Source organism: Parabacteroides distasonis, assembly GCF_004793765.1.
Lineage (GTDB): Bacteria > Bacteroidota > Bacteroidia > Bacteroidales > Tannerellaceae > Parabacteroides > Parabacteroides distasonis_A.
Genome location: NZ_SRYM01000070.1, coordinates 1 through 18,437 on the forward strand (window position 1 = coordinate 1; position 18,437 = coordinate 18,437).

The 18,437-nt window shown below is 44.8% G+C and carries 16 protein-coding genes; 2 read left to right on the forward strand and 14 right to left on the reverse strand.

Annotation, left to right across the window (positions count from 1 at the left end):
- Positions 1-89: 89 nt before the first annotated feature.
- The 5 genes from E5342_RS17240 to E5342_RS17260 form a co-directional block, all read right to left on the reverse strand.
- Positions 90-3,215: an efflux RND transporter permease subunit gene (locus E5342_RS17240; protein WP_121737184.1), complete on the reverse strand. Its 3,126-nt coding sequence runs from the start codon at positions 3,213-3,215 to the stop codon at positions 90-92.
- Positions 3,216-3,224: 9 nt separating this feature from the next.
- Positions 3,225-4,310, reverse strand: a complete 1,086-nt coding sequence (locus E5342_RS17245; protein ID WP_135959908.1) for an efflux RND transporter periplasmic adaptor subunit — start codon at positions 4,308-4,310, stop codon at positions 3,225-3,227.
- A 16-nt stretch (positions 4,311-4,326) separates the two neighbouring features.
- Positions 4,327-5,586, reverse strand: a complete 1,260-nt coding sequence (locus E5342_RS17250; RefSeq protein ID WP_121734495.1) for a TolC family protein — start codon at positions 5,584-5,586, stop codon at positions 4,327-4,329.
- A gap of 154 nt (positions 5,587-5,740) precedes the next feature.
- Positions 5,741-6,199 (reverse strand): septal ring lytic transglycosylase RlpA family protein, encoded by a 459-nt coding sequence (locus E5342_RS17255; protein ID WP_121734496.1) that lies wholly within the window; start codon positions 6,197-6,199, stop codon positions 5,741-5,743.
- A 25-nt stretch (positions 6,200-6,224) separates the two neighbouring features.
- The gene (locus E5342_RS17260; RefSeq protein ID WP_121734497.1) at positions 6,225-7,604 is read right to left on the reverse strand and encodes a cytochrome c peroxidase; all 1,380 of its coding nucleotides are present in this window, start codon (positions 7,602-7,604) and stop codon (positions 6,225-6,227) included.
- 233 nt (positions 7,605-7,837) lie between these two features.
- Here E5342_RS17260 and E5342_RS17265 point away from each other — a divergent pair, with 233 nt between their 5' ends.
- Both E5342_RS17265 and E5342_RS17270 read left to right on the forward strand, forming a co-directional pair.
- Entirely contained in the window at positions 7,838-8,425 is a 588-nt protein-coding gene (locus tag E5342_RS17265) for a LemA family protein (RefSeq protein WP_121734498.1), read from the forward strand.
- 14 nt (positions 8,426-8,439) lie between these two features.
- The gene (locus tag E5342_RS17270; RefSeq protein WP_135959909.1) at positions 8,440-9,408 is read left to right on the forward strand and encodes a TPM domain-containing protein; all 969 of its coding nucleotides are present in this window, start codon (positions 8,440-8,442) and stop codon (positions 9,406-9,408) included.
- A gap of 103 nt (positions 9,409-9,511) precedes the next feature.
- Here E5342_RS17270 and E5342_RS17275 read toward each other — a convergent pair whose 3' ends face one another.
- From E5342_RS17275 to E5342_RS17315, 9 genes are all read right to left on the reverse strand, one after another.
- Positions 9,512-10,408: a serine O-acetyltransferase gene (locus tag E5342_RS17275; RefSeq protein WP_135959910.1), complete on the reverse strand. Its 897-nt coding sequence runs from the start codon at positions 10,406-10,408 to the stop codon at positions 9,512-9,514.
- Between the two features lie 2 nt (positions 10,409-10,410).
- Complete coding sequence (locus tag E5342_RS17280) at positions 10,411-12,573, reverse strand: Kelch repeat-containing protein (protein WP_121734501.1); 2,163 nt, start codon at positions 12,571-12,573, stop codon at positions 10,411-10,413.
- Positions 12,574-12,585: 12 nt separating this feature from the next.
- Positions 12,586-13,542 carry a hypothetical protein gene (locus tag E5342_RS17285; RefSeq protein ID WP_121734502.1) on the reverse strand — a complete coding sequence of 319 codons (957 nt, stop codon included), beginning with the start codon at positions 13,540-13,542 and terminating at the stop codon, positions 12,586-12,588.
- 41 nt (positions 13,543-13,583) lie between these two features.
- The gene (locus E5342_RS17290; RefSeq protein ID WP_135959911.1) at positions 13,584-15,377 is read right to left on the reverse strand and encodes a serine/threonine-protein kinase; all 1,794 of its coding nucleotides are present in this window, start codon (positions 15,375-15,377) and stop codon (positions 13,584-13,586) included.
- Positions 15,378-15,417: 40 nt separating this feature from the next.
- Complete coding sequence (locus E5342_RS17295; RefSeq protein ID WP_121734504.1) at positions 15,418-16,221, reverse strand: PP2C family protein-serine/threonine phosphatase; 804 nt, start codon at positions 16,219-16,221, stop codon at positions 15,418-15,420.
- A 12-nt stretch (positions 16,222-16,233) separates the two neighbouring features.
- Positions 16,234-16,749 carry an FHA domain-containing protein gene (locus tag E5342_RS17300; RefSeq protein WP_121734505.1) on the reverse strand — a complete coding sequence of 172 codons (516 nt, stop codon included), beginning with the start codon at positions 16,747-16,749 and terminating at the stop codon, positions 16,234-16,236.
- Complete coding sequence (locus E5342_RS17305; RefSeq protein ID WP_121734506.1) at positions 16,746-17,000, reverse strand: hypothetical protein; 255 nt, start codon at positions 16,998-17,000, stop codon at positions 16,746-16,748. The genes E5342_RS17300 and E5342_RS17305 overlap by 4 nt, the downstream gene beginning before the upstream one ends.
- Before the next feature lie 142 nt (positions 17,001-17,142).
- Positions 17,143-17,796, reverse strand: coding sequence for an FHA domain-containing protein (locus tag E5342_RS17310; RefSeq protein WP_121734507.1), 654 nt, complete (start codon positions 17,794-17,796; stop codon positions 17,143-17,145).
- Between the two features lie 4 nt (positions 17,797-17,800).
- Complete coding sequence (locus E5342_RS17315; RefSeq protein ID WP_121734508.1) at positions 17,801-18,184, reverse strand: LytTR family DNA-binding domain-containing protein; 384 nt, start codon at positions 18,182-18,184, stop codon at positions 17,801-17,803.
- Between the last annotated feature and the right edge of the window lie 253 nt (positions 18,185-18,437).

An 18,437-nucleotide genomic window follows, 5' to 3' on the forward strand; every position in this document is an offset into this window, starting at 1 on the left:
GTTTTCAAAAATATTCCAATCAACATCTATTTAGCTTATTCAAATACCCCCCACAATAGTTCCGGACTTTCTTGCTACAAATATAGCAATTACAACCTACGTTGCACTAATTTACCGTTCTTATCATAGAGCATTCGTCGATAAAAAGCCTCCACCATCAACGGAAAAACAAAGAGGGTGAAGAACGTGGCCCCTATTAATCCGCCAATGATCACGATCGCCAAGGGACGCTGGCTTTCCGATCCGATACCGTGGCTCAAGGCGGCCGGAAGCAGGCCGATAGCGGCCATGGAGGCGGTCATTAATACGGAACGTACCCTTGATTTCACGCTCATCTTGATCGAATCTTCCAGAGGATGCCTCTCCCGCAGGTTATTCTTGATGTCCGATATCATGATCACGCCATTCTGTATACAGATACCGAAAAGGGCGATAAAGCCGATACCCGCTGAGATCGAGAAGTTGAAATTCGTGATTAATAGGGCCAAGATACCTCCGACGGAGGCGTAAGGCACGTTCAATAAGACCAGTCCGGCATCCCGGGCGTTGCCGAAAAGAACGAATAGGATCACGAAGATGATCGCTATACTTACGGGGACGACTTGGGCCAAGCGTTTGGTAGCCCGTTGTTGGTTCTCGAAATCTCCGGTCCATTTCAAGGTATAGCCTTCGGGGAGCTTTACCTGCCTCTCCACTTTCCGCTGGGCTTCTGCCACGGCGCTACCCATGTCGCGGCCCCGGACCGAGAATTTCACGGCGCAGAAGCGAGCGTGGTTATCCCGGTAGATAATCAACGGGCCGGTAATCGTATGGATATCCGCCAGCTCGCGGATAGGAATCATGGAACCATCCTTCGCCGGAACCAATATCTTGCCTATCTCATTCTCGCTACGGCGAAAAGCGGATTCGTAGCGGACCATGATATTGAACTTACGCTCGTCCTCATAAAGCAGGGAGGCGCTCTTACCTCCTATCGCCATCTCGATAATGGATTGCACGTCCTCCTTGGCCACGCCGTAGCGGGCTAAACGAGACTCGTTCAACTCGATCCGCAGCTCCGGCTGGCCGATATTCCGGATAACGCCCAGATCCTCGATACCGTCTACGGTCTCCAAGACCTTGAAAACCTCTACCGCCTTTTTCTCCGACTCGTATAGATCCTTACCGAAGACTTTCACGGCGATGGAACCTTTCACGCCGCTGGCCGCTTCCTCTACATTGTCCGAGATAGGCTGCGAGAAGTTAAAATCCACGCCCGGATAGATCGCCAGATCCTCTTGCATCTTCTCGATCAGGCCCGCTTTCGAGCGTTCGCTTTCCCACTCTTTCTCGGGATATATATCCACATGGAACTCGATGTTGTAGAAACCTGTCGCGTCCGTGCCATCGTTCGGCCGGCCGGTTTGCGATAAGACCTGACGAACCTCCGGATAAGCCGCCAGCTTCCGGCGCATCTGGTTGGCCAATGTAACGGATTCATCCAAAGATATACTTTGCGGTAAGGTCGCACGGATATAAATAGAGCCCTCGTTCAGTTGCGGGAGAAACTCGCTGCCCAACAAGGTGAAGCACCAGATACCTACGGCGGCTACCAGCGTGGCGAACGTGATCGTCCGCTTCTTACGGGCGTGACACCAGTCGAAAATACCGATCGACTTCCGATTGATCCACGCGAGGAACGGATTATGTCTCTCACGCACCTCTTTCTTTAATAGCATGGAAGAGAGGACGGGTACCAATGTCAACGTAAAGATCAACGCTCCCAACAAGGCGAACCCCAAGGTATAAGCGAGCGGGCTGAACATCTTTCCTTCCACCTTCTGGAAAGAGAAGATCGGGACCAAGGCTGTGATGATAATCAGCTTAGAGAAGAAAACCGCTTTCGCACGGTCCTTCGCCGTATGACGGATAATACCCATCTTACTCATCAAATTGAAAGCGGGCATGCCTACTTCACGGGCTTTCCGGTCCAATGCCACGAAAAGCCCTTCCACCATCACGACGGCGCCATCTATAATAATACCGAAGTCGATCGCTCCCATAGATAAGAGGTTGGCGCTCATCCCCATCGCCCGGAGACAAATAAAGGCGAAGAGGAGTGCCAACGGGATAATGATCGACACGATTACCGTCGTACGCCAGTCCGCCATGAAGATTAATACGATGAAAGTTACCAGCAGAATACCTTCCGCCAGATTATGTGTTACGGTCTTGACCGCCAGATCTACCAGATTCTCACGATCGTAGAACGATACGATTCGCACGTCTTCCGGCAAGGCGTTTTGTTGGATATCCTTGATCTTATCCTTCAAGGCGGCGATTACCTCGCCGGGGTTCTCCCCTTTTCGCATGACAACGATGCCTTGTACGACATCATCTTCCTCCATGCGGCCCACTTGCCCTAGGCGGGGAAGACTGGATTCGTGTACGGTAGCCAAGTGCTTGACAAGGATTGGCGTGCCATTGATATTTTTTACGACGATATTCTCGATCTCTTTTACATCGTTAATCAAGCCGATACCCCGCACGACATAGGCTTGCGAGCTTTTCGTGATCACGTCGCCGCCTACGTTGATATTACTTTTCGCGATAGCGTCATAGAGTTCCAAGGTCGTTACCCCGTAACTGATCAGTTGATTCGGGTTGACGCTAACCTCGAAAGTCTTTACTTCTCCTCCGAAGCTGACGATATCCGCCACACCGGGTACGGCCCGCAACTTCCGCTCGATCACCCAATCCTGCAAGGTCTTCAATTCCTGGACGGAACGCTTATCGCTACGTAATGTATAGCGGAAGATCTCGCCGGTCGGACCATATAAGGGCTGCACTTCCGGCGTGACCCCTTCCGGCAGGTCGGCGTCGTTCAAGAGATTATAAACTTGCTGGCGGGCGAAAAAATCATCCACCTTATCTTCGAACATCACGTTGATGACGGAAAGACCGAAAAGGGTCGTGCTCCGGATATCCGTCTTTTTCTGTACCGGGTTCATGGCGATCTCGATCGGGATCGTGATAAACTTCTCGATCTCCTCGGCGCTCCTGCCCGGCCATTGGGTGATAATCGTCACTTTCGTATTCGTCACATCCGGAAACGCGTCGATCGGCGTATGGATAAAGCTGGTGATACCGGCGATTACGGCGATCGTGGTACAGAAGAAGATAAAGAATTTGTTCCGGAGGGAGAACGTTATGATATTATCTATGAATGTGTGCATATCGTCCGGTTACTTTAATTCGTTATACACCAAGAGAGCGTTCCGATCTACGATCCGATCCCCATCCTTCAAGCCGGATCGCAGGTAACAGAACTTCTCGGTTTGCTTATACACCGAGATCTCACGCATTTGCAAATATCCCTCCTTCGAGACATAGACAACGTATTTTTTACCATCCTCGAAGATCACGGCATGGGCGTTTACGCAAGGCATACTTTCTCCTTTTACCGCGCTCTGTACATATACGTTCGTAAACATTCCGGGTTTAAGCATATACTCCTCGTTCCTCAATTTGACTCTTACGCTCATGGTCTTACTTTCTCGGTCTAGCATATGATAGACCTTATCGATCGTTCCCGTAAACTCCATATCCTTATAGGCCAAAGTGGTGATACAAACGGTAGCCCCCTCTTTTACCTTGCTGATATCTCCCTCATAGACATCGGCCATCACCCAGACATCGTCGAGACCGGAAATGGTAAACATCTCCTCCCCTTGATCGGAACGGATCTGCATATCCCGGTTTATATTCTTATCGATGATAAAGCCGGAGACCGGCGCTTTCACCACATAGGTGGATGGGTCTGTTATGTTATAAATGGAATACATTTCTTGGATACGTTTGGTCTCGGCCTCGGCATTGGCTTGCTCTTGCTGGGCTTGCAGGAAGTCCCGGTCGGAAGCCATACCGCTCTGGGCCATATCTTGGGTAGCCTCCAAGTTACGGTTAGCGATAGCCAGTTGATGCTCGGCCTCCTTTCGCTGCTTGTCGATATCAGCGATCTCGCCGCTCCGGATCACCGCTAGGACATCTCCTTTCCCTACGTAATCGCCAACTTCCGCATGAACGGAGATGACATTTCCACCAAATATCGGATACACATGGGCCACTCGCTCCGGATTGAAACTGACACGGCCATTGAGCAATAACTCGTTGGTTAATGGTGTGTCACGAACCGTATCCAATGTTATAATCTCCTGTAAACTATCATTTAATAGTAAAGGTTCCCGGGTATCGACCGAGGTGGTCGCCTGTTTCCCGCAGGAACATACCAAGGGTACTAAAAGGATAAATGTAATTAGATGCTTATTCATATCATTTGATTTGCTTTTAATAGTTGAATACATGGCTACCCGTTACGGTGTTTACCTCCTCCAAGGCCAGTAACACTTCTTTTTGGGTTTGGTAAAGTTGCAGGCAGGTTGTTTTGTAGGTCTCATAATAATCGATAAACTCAAGAAGACTGATATTCCGTTTTTGGAAATTCACGTTCACGCCTTCGATAATCAAGGCAAAATCCTTCTCCAATCCATAGTTCGAGGAACGATAAAGCTGAATCGCCTTTTCCAACCGGGCATAGCTGGTGAATAATTCATTCTCAGCTTGTCGACGGGCGTATTCTTCCTTATGGGCCTTTTGAGCGACAGATATTTTCGCCGCCCGGATATTCCCTTGATTCCGGTTAAATATAGGAAGGGAGACGCTCAATCCGATCGCCCAATAATCATTGATAAAGTTACCGGCCTTATCATACGTACCCTTTACGCTCACTTCCGGGCAAGCGAGGGAACGTTGTAATCTCACGTCCGCCTCCGAAGCCTTGATGCTTGCTTGCGCCAACTTAAGATCCGGACGTTCGTATAATAAAGAGGTCAATTCAGAGAAAGGGACGGAGTCCATATCGATCTGGTTCAGCACAGACTCATCGAATATCGGCTCGAAGGTATCATTGCCGGATAATCCTAATAAAAGCCGCATGTCTCCTTGAAGGGAGATAACTTGATTGGCGATATCATTCCGCTCTTGCCGCAAAGAGAGTAATAGGGCCTCGATACGGGACTTCTCTAATAAAGAAACATTCCCTTTCTCATTCTGCTCCTTAAGAACCACCAACAGATGAGCCAATGAATCAATCTCACGATCGTAAATAGATTGGGATTTCCGGGTGAAATAAAGCGCTATGAATTTCTCCTTCAACTCGCTCCGGAGGGTTCTCAATACCTCTTCGAATTGGTAAAGGGCCATTTCCTTATGGATTTTCTCCAAACGGACACGTTTGTTTCGCTGTCCGGCGATATAGATCAACTGTTCCACCTCTACGATCGTTTCCCCTTGTTTCCCGAAATCAAAGTAACGTCCGTTCAATCGGTTATAAACATTTTGCTCCAAAGAGACCACGGGATTCTCGAAAAGTTTGGCCTGTACCACCTGAGCCTCGGCTATATCGATATTATACCGTTCGGCTATCACTTCCAGATTGTGTTCAGAGAAACGTTGCTCTGACTCTTTCAAGGAGAGGGAGACAACAGAGGCTTTCGCCCCAGAGAAAAGGAGAGATAAAAAAAGTAAAAGAGTGAATCGTCTGTCCATTTGCGTTAAATTTTACGCAAAGGTAGAAGTCACTCTTTTATCGCTTATGAATATTTAGTTAGAATACTCTTAGGCCAAATTAGAAATTCATTAGAGAGATTAAAGTATAATATTGTTTTCTTTGATCCTTCCTCCAAGCAAACCGTAATTAAATTTATTTCGTGAATTTCACCCTATAAGGTGGATTCGGACGTAAATAATCTATATCCAGATAAGGAATTTTAGGGTAGATCAAGTCCAGATAGCGGAGGTCCAAGGGACCGGGGACGACCTCGATCCGTACCTTGGCGATACCTTTATCGACGAAGTCCAACAGTTCGGCGGCACTCGCTGATACATCAATGATTCGTTTTCTATAATGGGGCCCACGATCCGTCACGCATACGATGACACTTTTCATGTTCGCCAAATTTGTGACCCTCAGAAATGTACCAAAAGGATACGTACGATGTGCGGCCACTAGCTCTTCCTTATCATGGATCCGCCCGCTGGACGACTTCCTGCCGTGGAAGCGGTGGTGGTAATACGAGGCAAGTCCTTCCTCCTGCGCACGCCCCTCTCCGCACTGAAATGCGACGAGCACGAGAAATATGCAAAGCAAGCGGAAAGACATGTAACTTTTCTTTAATTGATTATATTTACTGGAGCGCCTCTCCATTATATTCTCCGTTCAAGGTCTTTAGGAAAGCGACGATTTTAGCCGTTCCCGTGTCATTGATCTCCTTTCCGATCTGGAACTCATGCATGATACGGATTGCGTCCTCTACAGAGGCCACCGTTCCATCGTGCATGTACGGATAAGTCAACATCACGTTACGAAGTGTCGGGGTTTTGAACTTATGACGATCGGATTCTTTCTTAGTCACGGCATAGCGTCCGTTATCACCGTCCGTCAACCCTGTATTCCGATAATCGAAATAGCTGTTCTTGATACCCATGAACTCGTAAGATTGACCACCGACATTTACACCAACGTGGCAAGTAGCGCATTTATTGTCCTTGAATAGTTGATAGCCCTCTAGTTCTTCCGCTGTAAGTGCATTTTTATCTCCCATCAAGTATTTGTCGAAACGACTCGGCGTAAGCAAGGTCTTTTCAAACTCAGCGATAGCGTCCGTGATCGTAGATTGAGAATAACCTTCCGGATATACCTCTGTAAATTTCTTCGTAAAATCTTTATCTTGTGCTAAAGCCTCGCAAATCTGGTCGAATGAGGTACACCCCATTTCCACCGGGTTCAATGGAGGACCGGCCGCTTGCTCTTTTAGGTCTGCCGCACGTCCGTCCCAGAATTGAACGAAATTAAGCGCCGCATTATATACGGTCGGAGCGTTAACACCACCGAACTGTCCGTTAATACCTTCCGAATATTGCTTACGGTCTACACCACCTGTGCTCAATCCGTGGCAAGTAGCGCAAGAGATCGTATTGTCCGCAGACAAACGAGTGTCATGATACAGGGCAAAACCCAACTCGACCTTCGCCGGATCTGTAGGTAACCTCTTCATTAGAGGCTGAAGAGGTTCATTTTTAAATTCTTCCGCAACGGTTTCGGTCGTGAAGTGATCCTTACGGACATTCTTCGCCCATGAGATGATCACCGCTTTCTCATTGTCGTCAAGGCTGGTTCCCCAGTGCATCGGCATATGAGAATACTTAGCCGGAGGCATAGAGCCGCTTAAGGCCGTATTTTCCACCTTCGCCAAATCAACCTCTGAAACAGGTTGCCCGTTCTCTAAGGCTTCCACCATAGCAGTCAAGTCCACATAGTGAACAGCCTCCTTCATGTCTGCCTGTACTACGGGACCGATTACCGGCAAGTTGCCATAAAATGGCAAAGGCGCATTTTCAGAGTGGCAGGCCAAACAGTCGTTCTCCCGTAGGATAGAGGCCACTTGCTTACCTTCATTGTCGGCAAATTTCTTGTATTCGGAGGAACCGCACGAGGTAACAGCAAAGGCTAAAGCGCAGAGTCCTACCGGCAATGCCGTCATTTTAGCATAAATTGTTTTACGCATAACTATATTTATTTAGATTTATTAAGTGCAAATATAGGACAATTCACTTACATGTGTCTTAAAAGGCTTGGATTTCATCGATCAGTTTTATCTATGGGAAGATAAATAGAATCTATGCGGTGAGCTTCTATCCGGAGCATCGTGGGAAGTAGCCGCCAATCGCTATATGGATAATCCGATTTTTTTATATAGCTTTGCCTCGTTATGTATAATCAATAAATTATAAGGTAAAGATGTTTAAGAACAAAGTTGTATGGATTATCATCGCTATTGTAGCGATATTATTCTTTTGGGTGAAAGGCGTGTATAATAATATGGTAACTCAAGACGAAGGCGTGAAAACCGCATGGAGCCAAGTTGAGAACCAATACCAACGCCGTATGGATTTGATCCCGAATCTGGTAAATACGGTAAAAGGATATGCCGCACATGAGAAAGAGACTTTAGAAGGCGTGGTCAACGCTCGTGCCGAGGCGACAAAGACTACGATTGATCCTTCTAACCTTACGGAGGAATCCTTGAAGAAATTCCAGTCTGCGCAAGGAGAGTTAGGAAATGCCCTCTCCCGTTTGATGCTTGTTTTAGAGCGTTATCCGGACTTAAAAGCGAATCAAAACTTTATGGAACTTCAAGCGCAATTGGAAGGGACTGAAAATCGTATTTCGGTAGAGCGTAAACGTTTTAACGAGGTAGCTCAGTCTTATAATACCTATATTCGCCAATTCCCGAACAATATATTGTCCGGAATGTTCGGTTTCCAATCGAAAGCTTATTTTACTGCCGAATCCGGTGCGGAAAAGGCTCCTAAAGTAGAATTCTAATAGCCATTCGCTGAATGAGTGAGATAAAGAATATAGGATATAGGCGCAAGTGTCCGGGAAGCCTTTTATGGGTCGGTTTATTGCTGATTGGTTTTGCCTCCTCTATTTTCGCGGCAAAGGATTATTCGATCGAGACCATTCCGAACGTACGTCTTTCCAACTGGTTGAACCATGTCAGTAATCCGGATGGTATCATTACCCCAGATGATGCGACACGTATCAATCAATTATTAAATGTAGTAGAAGATAGTCTTGGTATCGAGGTCGCTGTTGTTGCCGTGAATAGCATTGGAGATCATGATGCCCGGATGTTCGCTACGGATTTATTCAAACATTGGGGATTGGGACAAAAGAACAAAGATAATGGTTTATTGATCCAGTTGGTGACCGAACCTTCCCAACGTTCGGTCGTTTTCGAGACGGGATATGGTATCGAGGGAGTCCTCCCCGATGCGATTTGCTACCGGCTCCAGCAGCGGTATATGATCCCCGATCTAAAGGCCGGGGACTATAGTTCCGGCATGTTGAAAGGAGTCATGGCGGTGACTAAGTATTTAATGTCCAGCGATTATGAGCGGGCAGGTATAACTGGTAACCGCACTTCTTCCTCGTCCGATGATGATTTTATGTGGATATTCGTGGTGGGAATTATCGGGATGATCGGCTTCTCAGCGTTTATCGCATACTTAAAGTATCGTCCGAAGGCATGCCCCCGTTGTGGAAAGAAAACCTTTGTATATATAGGGCAGCAAATGATCCGGGAAGCGACTCGTTTCTCGGAAGGTCTGGCCGAAGATGTATACCGCTGTAAGAGTTGCGGGTATACAGAGAAAAAAAAACGTATCATCGACCGCATACACCGAGGCGGTGGTGGCCCTATTATTATGGGTGGCGGTGGCTTCGGAGGTTTTAGCGGCGGCAGCGGTGGCAGCTCTTGGGGAGGTGGAAGCTCCGGTGGTGGTGGTTCGATCAGTCGTTTCTGAAAATACAATTTTCGCATTATTTTATACAAGCGGTCACGTAAAACCTATGCGACCGCTTGTGTTTTTTATCTTATTGTTCTTTCAGGATCTCTTTCCATTAATATCATATTTCCGTGAATTTTTCTTCGACACGTGATTGAGAGATCTTGGAATTGGGAGGCACACTATAGGTGAGCCAGATGTTACCCCCGACAATAGATCCTCGGCCAATAGTGATCCGCCCTAATATGGATGCGTTGGAATAAATGGTCACATAATCCTCAATGATCGGATGACGGGGTAAATCTATCGGAAGCCCTTCCTCGTCCAGCGTAAAACTCTTGGCTCCTAACGTCACACCTTGATAAAGGCGGACATGTTTTCCGATAATGGCGGTTTGTCCTACGACAATACCCGTTCCATGATCAATACTGAAATATTCTCCGATCTGTGCCCCAGGATGAATGTCGATCCCGGTTTGCGAGTGTGCCATTTCCGTAATGATACGAGGGAGTACCGGTACGCCTAGCTTGAATAATTCATGAGCGACCCGTTGGTGTAAAAGCGCATAGACCGCCGGATAACAGAATATAATCTCACTCACGCTCTTGGCTGCCGGATCACCATCCAAAATGGCCTTTACATCGGTGGACAGCAAATATTTGATATGAGGAATCCGGTTAATAAAAGCGATCGAAATATCGGAAGCCCGGTCCTTGGAATCACAACAACGCTCTACCTCAAAACAAAGTCCATTATATATTTGCTCTTGCAAGAGATCATAGATCTTCTCCAGATAAACTCCCGTATAATATTGGATAGAGCCCAATTGAGCCTCTTGTTCCGTACCAAAAAATCCGGGGAAGATAACCGTACGTAATAGGCGCATGATCTCATGCAACGTAGCGACCGAAGGCGATGGCTTCTGATGCAACGGGATATATTTGTATTCCGGTAGATCAGGAGCCGACAGCCGTTCTACGTTCTTCTGTATCTGTTCTAAAATCGCTGTTCTATTCATCTTTAATTATCCCAAGTAGGATCGTAACTGATTAATGAGTTAGAGGCATTACCCAAACCGATATAAATATAATTATCCAAGACATACATGCAATGGACCGATCTGTTAGCCGCTGGTAATTGGGATTTCTGACTCCAGTTCTGAGAGTCCGGATCATAGCGCCAAATATAACCGTCGCCGTCTACACCATATACGTAATTACCATAAGCGATACCACATAAAAGCATCTTTCCGGGGAACGAAGCCTCCTTTTCCCAAGTTACAGCGTCCTTGTCTGTAGACCAAAACTGTGTCGTATATTCCAAAGATGGATCCGCTTTATTAATAATCCCCAGTCCGGCATATATACGGTCACCTATTACAACGGATATTCCGCCGTATTGTTTAATCGGGAAATTAGATTTCTTGCTCCAAACCAAAGCGCTTGGCTCATAAGTCCAGACTTCATCAATTAGTTCGTTACCTCTACGTCCACCTATGAGAATCGCTTGATCTTCCATTCTGCAACATGCCGCCCGATACATACCTTCAGGTCGCTGCCGGTCTGTTTGTACCGCACTCCAAGAATTATCGGATGTGGAGTATACATATAAACTGTCACATATCTTTCCAGTGTTATCCAAGCCACCAAAAGTCCATAGGCCAAATCCGATACTGAAACATGCTTGACCCGATAATTTCTCAGGCTGAGACCTTAAAGGCAACCACTCTTTCTTTGAGGTCATGTATCCCCAAAACTCATCGGTGTATTCCCTACCCGTGTCACCACCTAATAAGAATCCCGTGCTATTAGCCAATGTACAGAAAGAAGTTGATCCCGGTATCCGGAAAGCCCCTTCAAACCTTACCCCTGTTCCAAATATAGCTGGAGTTTGGAAATGAACTTCTTCTCCGTAAGCGATACCATTCTTATTTTTAGCGTAAGCCCTTAAATAATAGCTCGTGCCTCCTCTCAATTCCTTTATCGTACCCGTAAACGCTTGTGTACCGGAAGAAAGGGCTACTGCTCCTTCACAATTACCAAAAGCCGGACTAGGACTAGTGCCCCAACATACACCAGCCTCCGTAACCGGAGAGGCTCCTTCGGCTAAAACCTCTCCTCCTACCCATGCGGTACCGTTTTTAATAGAAGATACCTCCTTCGTGCTAACTGTAGGTAACTCACTTTCCAAAATTGTATGGATACCTTCGCCTGCGCTATAGGTAGTACCTAAGGCGTTTGTCGCATAGGCACGTACGTAATACCCTTTCTGTTGTTGCATATCATAGATTTTCCCGGCAAATTCTCCAATACCCGCTCCGCAAATAATCGTATCCCCATTTTCTATTGTCGGTGATTTATCAGCACTAAAGCAGAACCCACATGCCGTGATCGGAGAATCTCCCTCGCTTATTATTTCCATGGAGAACTCTGCATAGGTAAACTCTGTCGCTATTTTCTTGAATTTGTTATCATCTAATACAGGATGACCATTCGTGGTCTTAAAGGTCTCGACTTTCGCCCCGTTATACTCTCCATATTTACTTTTTGCGTAAGCTTTAACGTAATAGGTAGTTTCCGGTTTTAAGTTGGAGATCGTACAATAGAACGAATCGGCTTCCATGTCTATACGGATCGTAGAATCGGATACTGAAGGCTCCGGATTTAGCATTAAATAAATACCTCTTTCCTCGATTTCGGCTTCCCCATGTTTGGTTATCATACCTCCACATTGAACGGAAGTAGACATCACGTCGATCGGCAATAGGGTCTTAACGCTCCCTAATCCATCTTTCGTCTTAAAAGGTAAAATCTCTCCATAAGCGGTATCTACCACATTGATCGCATAGGCCCGGATATAGTAATCCAGATCATTGGCTAAGCCCTCAATCGTAGCCTCATATTTTACTTTACGCTCGGATACGGCTTTTTTATTTTTCTCTATTATGGTAAAGGTAGATTCCGTACTCCAACAAAAACCTGCCTCTGTCACAGGAGCACCGTTTTCTTGCAAGACCTCCCCCGATACTGTCACGGAACTAGCCGTGGACTTCAATATCTCGCCTGTCTTAACAGAAGGTTTTTTAGCGTTCCGAATACCACCATCTATATCCGGATCATTCACGCATCCTGTCATTAATAAAGCTGTAAATAGAATAGAGAAAAGTGAGTATATATGTTTCATAACTAATCAATATTAAAAGAATACACCTAAGCCTGCGTTTAGATCCAAGTATTTAAAATTAACCGTATTGCATCCAACGCTAATAAATACAGAGTTCGTTATTTTCATCATCAAGTCAACCTCGGCAGCTACCCCTTTGTATGAGGAATCAATATTCCGGCACCATACCTCTCGTGTACTATCGTAGTTTTCATAGGAATGAGTCATGAACGGATGTAGTAAAGCTCTTTCACCATATCCCAAACCAACGGAGGCATATAACCACGGAAAGCATTTTACGATTAAACCGGCTGTTCCGGCTACACTATTTGTCTTCGAGGATTTACCTGTATTAAGCTTATAAGATTCCCCTTCCGAATTAGAGAACTTTATAATCTGCCCTTGGTTATTACATTCGTCCGTATAATTCATAAAAGACATATTCGTCTTGAAACGGACATACCAGCCGAAGCGTTGCCCCATACCTCCTACCGTGATTCCATAAGGAGATTCGATCGAATACGAATATCCCGCAAAAAACTTCATTTGTTTCTTAGGGGATACCGCTGCGGAATCTACCGGTTGAGCCTCCGGCTCCGCCGGCTTTAATAACATCTCTTGGTATTCTTTCCAATAGGTAGCTAACTCCTCACTTTTAGGGGTTCCGATACCTTCCGAATAATAAATGATTAATTTAGATATGGCATCCGGATTATCTTCCGTAGCTTTGACCGTCAGGCAGTTTAAACATTTATTCATCAGGCTACGCATGGAAGGCCGCATTCGCTCGTTGGAAAGCCAAATCGTAGTCAGCTGATCAATACTGTATGCGTCGCATTGCGATACGCCTTCCTCGTACCACATTTTAGCGTCACTATAATCAAGACGTTTCATCGCTTCATCTCCCTTACGGTTGTATTCCGTACGCTGTTGCGCCAGCAGTCCGAGGGGAAATACCGCACATATCATCCATATCCAAAGTCTTTTCATATAATAGATAAATACATGTTTAGTTGTTCATAATATTACAATCAATAATAAGTAAGGCCTTCGCTAATCAATGATCCGTCAGAATTATAAATATCAAACAAATTGTCTTCCCGTTCGAATGCCCGGCCGTTATCCGCGATACCGACACTTAGGTATTTGCAAGGAATACGTTCCTCGGCTTTCGAATCGATCGCCCCGTATCTGTTATTTGACTTCTTGCGTACGATCTTATATCGTCCGAAAGCCATTTTCTCCTCATACAGGGCCTTTTGGTCCGCTATACGTTTCTCCTCAGCTTTCTCATCACAAGTGATGATCAACCGGACTACCTCTTCCGTAAGTTTCGTATCCTTTGCCTCCGACAAATCTTTCTTAGCTCCCAAATAATCAGCTTTGGCCATTTTTTCCTTACCGGAGATGATTAACGAGTTATATTTTTCATTCATCTCATTTTCCGATGGCTGATCCGGGAGAACATTTTCTTCTATCGTATGCTCTGTTCCCGTAGGCTGTTTCTCTTCCGCTTTAGGCTCTAGCTTCTTCGCTTCCTTTATCTCAGAGATAGGAGGTTCCGTATGTTGAACTGGGTGATCCGGCATTTCTACTTCTTTTGTGACATGGCTATCCAGTTCTGCCGCTGAAGGTAAATCAATACGCTCAATAACCTCTTTTGTGGGCCTATTGCTATGCACTAAAAGTGCCGTAGCGGATCCGACAACGACAAATATAACGATTCCGATAGGAATTATTTTCTTTCTGGAATTATTCTTTTCTGTTATTGGCTCCACGGCAGGTGGATTAGCCACATTGACAACAGTCTCTTCATCATCCGATCCCACTAATTTAGAATCTACAGGTGATGAATAGACCATCGTTGTCTCCTCATTCACAATCTCAAGAGATGGACTAGGGACAGCCTGAACTTCCTTTTCCGCTTGAGAAAAATCCAAAGACGCCAACATCTCTCCCACCGTCTCAAAGCGATCCGCAGGAATGATTTGCATCGCTTTCATAATAACAGCCTCTGTTTTCGGGCTGATCGCCGCATTGATCTCAGAGGGGTTTTGCAAAGGACGTGCGGCACGTAGTATAGATTCCGTAGGGATTTTTCCTGTTAGCAGATTATACATCGTGGCTCCCAAAGAATAAATATCCGGACGGGGTGAGAACACTTGTATTCCTTCGTTATCGTATTGCTCTATGGATGCGAATCCTTTGGAAAGAGTCAACATCGTAGTGCTGGTCTCCTCCTGCTCGATATCGTAACGCTTGCTGACTCCGAAATCAATCAAGCGGGCGTTCCCGTTCTTGTCGATCAAGATATTGCTAGGCTTGATATCCAGATGCAAGATACTCTTATCATGAACAAATTGTAATGCTTCTCCAATTTGCCGCACATATTTAAGGATCGTAGCTTCGGGCAATATCCCGTTTTTTTCAAGCATATATTTTAGCGAGAAGCCGGAAATATACTCCATGGCAATATAAGCCGTATTGTTTTCCTCAAAAACTTCCAGCACGTTTACGATATAGGGGTGGTGAACTTCCGATAGGATCTTTGCCTCTTTGATCAATTTTTCCTTGAATTTGTTAAATAAGACCTTTCCCGTCTCCGAATGTACTTTTACAGCTTGGGAGCCGGGTTCTCTATAACAATAATCCTTGAAGAAATATTCCTTGACACAGATAGGGACTTCTGTCTTTACGGTACCTAAAGATCCCTTAACTTCTGTGTACCAAACTCCTCTGTAGGTTATGCCAAAACCACCTTGACCAACCACATGAGTAAGTCTGTATTTTCCGTTTTGAAGAAGATGTCCACCTGGCAGATTCATAACCTTGAAAATTCCATTTAATCTGCCAAAAGTACGTTATTTATACAAAAGAATAAAGAAAAGAGAGAATATTTTGCTTAAACCCCATGCTATCTTCCACTTTTTGAATAGGTATGATATAAAAAGAAAAGTTATCCCGGGTCTTGCTGTTACAGGCTTCCATGATGGCATCCTTTATTTCCGGAACAGATAAACGACCGTTAAAGATCTCGATGATCTTTTCATTCTTCAGTTTCTCGAGAACCCCATCCGTACAAAGAAAGATAAAATCATCGGGTTGAATATCGTTCAAGGTAATAATGTCCGCTTCTGTTGGAGTATGAGTGCCTTGTATAGCCCGGATAATCACATTCCGCTGGGGATGGGTTAATGCTTCTTCCGAAGTAATCTTACCTAATTTAACTAACGAATTTACCAGCGAATGATCTTCTGTTTGATATAAAATCTCCCCCTTCCTCAGATAATAGATCCGGCTATCCCCAATATGAGCTAATATAATTCCGGAAGAAGCGATATAGGCCATAGTGAGCGTAGTAGCCATACCCGTCGCTTCCGGATGCTCTTGAACATAGGAGTCGAAACAGACTTCCGCATAATGTACGGCTTTATGGATAAACTCAGGCGTGGGATCATCCTTCAAGAACGTAGAAAAGAAAGTTTGTATGGACTCGCAAGCTAAAGAGCTGGCGACCTCCCCTTTCTCGGCTCCACCCACACCGTCACAAACCATAAACAATTTTTGGTCAAGGGTCACTTGTTCAGGAAGCGGATAAATGGAATCCTCGTTATTCGATCTGCCTCCTTTTTCCGTAATAGCACATGGCTTACCGATCGTTATAATCATAACAAATGAGTTTTATTCATTAAAACGTAAGACGGTACGACCAATAATAATCTCGTCATTATCATTGAGCACGACCACCTCGCCATTCTCTAGGTAACTGTTATTATATAACGTATGATTTTTACTATTATTGTCGGTAAGGAAATGTTTATATCCACCTTTTGAATCTTTTTTCACCTCAATGCAAATATGCTCGCGACTCATCGTGCGATCAGACGTGATAATTGGCATCGCAGCTTGTGAGGCGTTCGACTTCCGGCCAATGACAACCTTCCCTTCGTGAAGAGGAAACGTTTGTTCAGGTGTATCGGCGTCTGGAAGAACCGTCAGTCTGCCGATTCCAGTCTTGACAGGTGTCACTAAAATCGTATCGGAATCGACTTCCTGATGATTACCTTTCTCGGATAATAAGGACAAAGGAATAGGCTCTTTGCATTTCGGGCACTTAAAGGAGGTAATACCGAGGGGAATCTTCCCCTCGTCTACCCTCAATCCTACATGGCAATGTGGACATTTAACCGCAATCATACGATAAACGAAATATCTGCGCCATCCATATCCGTAGAGTACAGATCCATCATATCTGTATCGGAAAGCATAACCGTATCGTCCGCCAAGGTTATAAAGTCTGAGTGATCGAAAGACTCGGCACTACTATCTTCTATAACTATGGCGTCGCCTAGGTCGACACCTCCTCCTTCCACGTCTATTATGACAGCATCCGCTGGCATGACGTCATTGCCGTCTAAAGTTACGAATGTATATTCCTCTTCTTGCATAACCTTTGTTCCTAATATATTAATATTTCGAAAACAAAAGTACAAAAAGCAATGGATTAATAAACTTGTTATTCTCTCTTATAATCAAACATTTGGGTTTCATGTACGAAAGAGGCTGTTTTACTATACGAAAAGAAAAGGCTCATTCTCTCACCCATTTGGCCTTACAGGAAGAAACCGGGCATTGCTTTCGTTTTTTTAATGATTCCCAAGGAATCTCACCCAAGAATGTCCCACATTTCGGGCAAACATAGTCTATCTTAAATTGATGGGCGATATCCTGCAATTGCTGGGGAATCTTGGCCGACTGCTTGGCTCCTAGATAGATCCCTACCATAGGGGCGCAAATCGTTATCAGAAGGCTAATACCGAACAACTCCGGGCTACCTTTCCCCAAGAAGCCTATCACGACACCCACTATTCCAGGCAAAGCAAATGGCAGGGATTGAAATAATCTGGTCTTAAACTGATTAAAGGATTGTATCTTAACTTTTGCTTGAATATAATCATCGTAAACTTTTTTTAATGCGGCAAATTCATCGCTATAATCATTATTGCATTTAAGCACCTCGGGAAGATTTAAGACATAGCTATCCCCCAACCGAATATGATCCGTAGGAGTAACACGTTTCTTTACGATCTGGGCTCCATTCACGAACGTTCCGTTAGTAGATCCCGTATCCTCCAATAATAAGTTGCCACCATCCTCACGTATCAAACGGGCATGATGGCGGCTTACATGAGAATCGTTTGCGATAAAATCGTTGTCTTTTGCTTTTCCTATCTTTATAATCATAGTCTTATTCCTTTTCCTCTTGAGGCTTTCCCATCTCCTTCTCAAGATTATCTTTCAGCACTTTCAACGGATCCTTGGATATTACCAACTCTTTAGGCTTACCCTCTTCCGTCAATAATAATAAACGCTGCTTAGGGAGATTTATTTGTAAGATATGATTTTTATTTATGATATGACTTTTTCCGACACGCATTAATATCTTGTTACAACCAGCGACCTGCTTCTCTAAGATCTCTTCTATTTTTCCGATATTTATAGCGAAGGTAAATTGAATGCCATTTGATAACAATAGTTTCGTATAGTTCCTGTCTGCTTCAAAATAAAGGATCTGACCAATCTTAATGCGCAACAACTCATCCCTTGTTTTTATAATTAAATACCGCTCCATACGTAGAAATTGTTTTTTCGTTTCTCTTCAAGAAACAAATATAAGATATTTTATCTACACCCTCCTCTAATCGAGCAGTTTTTTTCAAAGTGAAGAATATATACTGCATGAGCAAAGTAAGTATATATCCTTTGTCGTTTGCAGTATATATTCTATGAGCTGGTAAGTACTACCGCTTAAAAAAGTTTATCTTTTACTTGACTATGCCTAAATTTACTTCACAGATTTTACTGTTATTTTCTAAGGTACTTCA

What these genes read in the sequence shown, in the direction of transcription:
- E5342_RS17300 (WP_121734505.1), bottom strand. Translation starts at nt 16,749, where the DNA reads ATGATTGCGGTTAAATGTCCACATTGCCATGTAGGATTGAGGGTAGAC.
- E5342_RS17275 (WP_135959910.1), bottom strand. Translation starts at nt 10,408, where the DNA reads ATGAATAGAACAGCGATTTTAGAACAGATACAGAAGAACGTAGAACGG.
- E5342_RS17255 (WP_121734496.1), bottom strand. Translation starts at nt 6,199, where the DNA reads ATGTCTTTCCGCTTGCTTTGCATATTTCTCGTGCTCGTCGCATTTCAG.
- E5342_RS17245 (WP_135959908.1), bottom strand. Translation starts at nt 4,310, where the DNA reads ATGAATAAGCATCTAATTACATTTATCCTTTTAGTACCCTTGGTATGT.
- E5342_RS17260 (WP_121734497.1), bottom strand. Translation starts at nt 7,604, where the DNA reads ATGCGTAAAACAATTTATGCTAAAATGACGGCATTGCCGGTAGGACTC.
- E5342_RS17295 (WP_121734504.1), bottom strand. Translation starts at nt 16,221, where the DNA reads ATGATTATAACGATCGGTAAGCCATGTGCTATTACGGAAAAAGGAGGC.
- E5342_RS17290 (WP_135959911.1), bottom strand. Translation starts at nt 15,377, where the DNA reads ATGAATCTGCCAGGTGGACATCTTCTTCAAAACGGAAAATACAGACTT.
- E5342_RS17240 (WP_121737184.1), bottom strand. Translation starts at nt 3,215, where the DNA reads ATGCACACATTCATAGATAATATCATAACGTTCTCCCTCCGGAACAAA.
- E5342_RS17315 (WP_121734508.1), bottom strand. Translation starts at nt 18,184, where the DNA reads ATGGAGCGGTATTTAATTATAAAAACAAGGGATGAGTTGTTGCGCATT.
- E5342_RS17280 (WP_121734501.1), bottom strand. Translation starts at nt 12,573, where the DNA reads ATGAAACATATATACTCACTTTTCTCTATTCTATTTACAGCTTTATTA.
- E5342_RS17265 (WP_121734498.1), top strand. Translation starts at nt 7,838, where the DNA reads ATGTTTAAGAACAAAGTTGTATGGATTATCATCGCTATTGTAGCGATA.
- E5342_RS17305 (WP_121734506.1), bottom strand. Translation starts at nt 17,000, where the DNA reads ATGCAAGAAGAGGAATATACATTCGTAACTTTAGACGGCAATGACGTC.
- E5342_RS17285 (WP_121734502.1), bottom strand. Translation starts at nt 13,542, where the DNA reads ATGAAAAGACTTTGGATATGGATGATATGTGCGGTATTTCCCCTCGGA.
- E5342_RS17250 (WP_121734495.1), bottom strand. Translation starts at nt 5,586, where the DNA reads ATGGACAGACGATTCACTCTTTTACTTTTTTTATCTCTCCTTTTCTCT.
- E5342_RS17270 (WP_135959909.1), top strand. Translation starts at nt 8,440, where the DNA reads ATGAGTGAGATAAAGAATATAGGATATAGGCGCAAGTGTCCGGGAAGC.
- E5342_RS17310 (WP_121734507.1), bottom strand. Translation starts at nt 17,796, where the DNA reads ATGATTATAAAGATAGGAAAAGCAAAAGACAACGATTTTATCGCAAAC.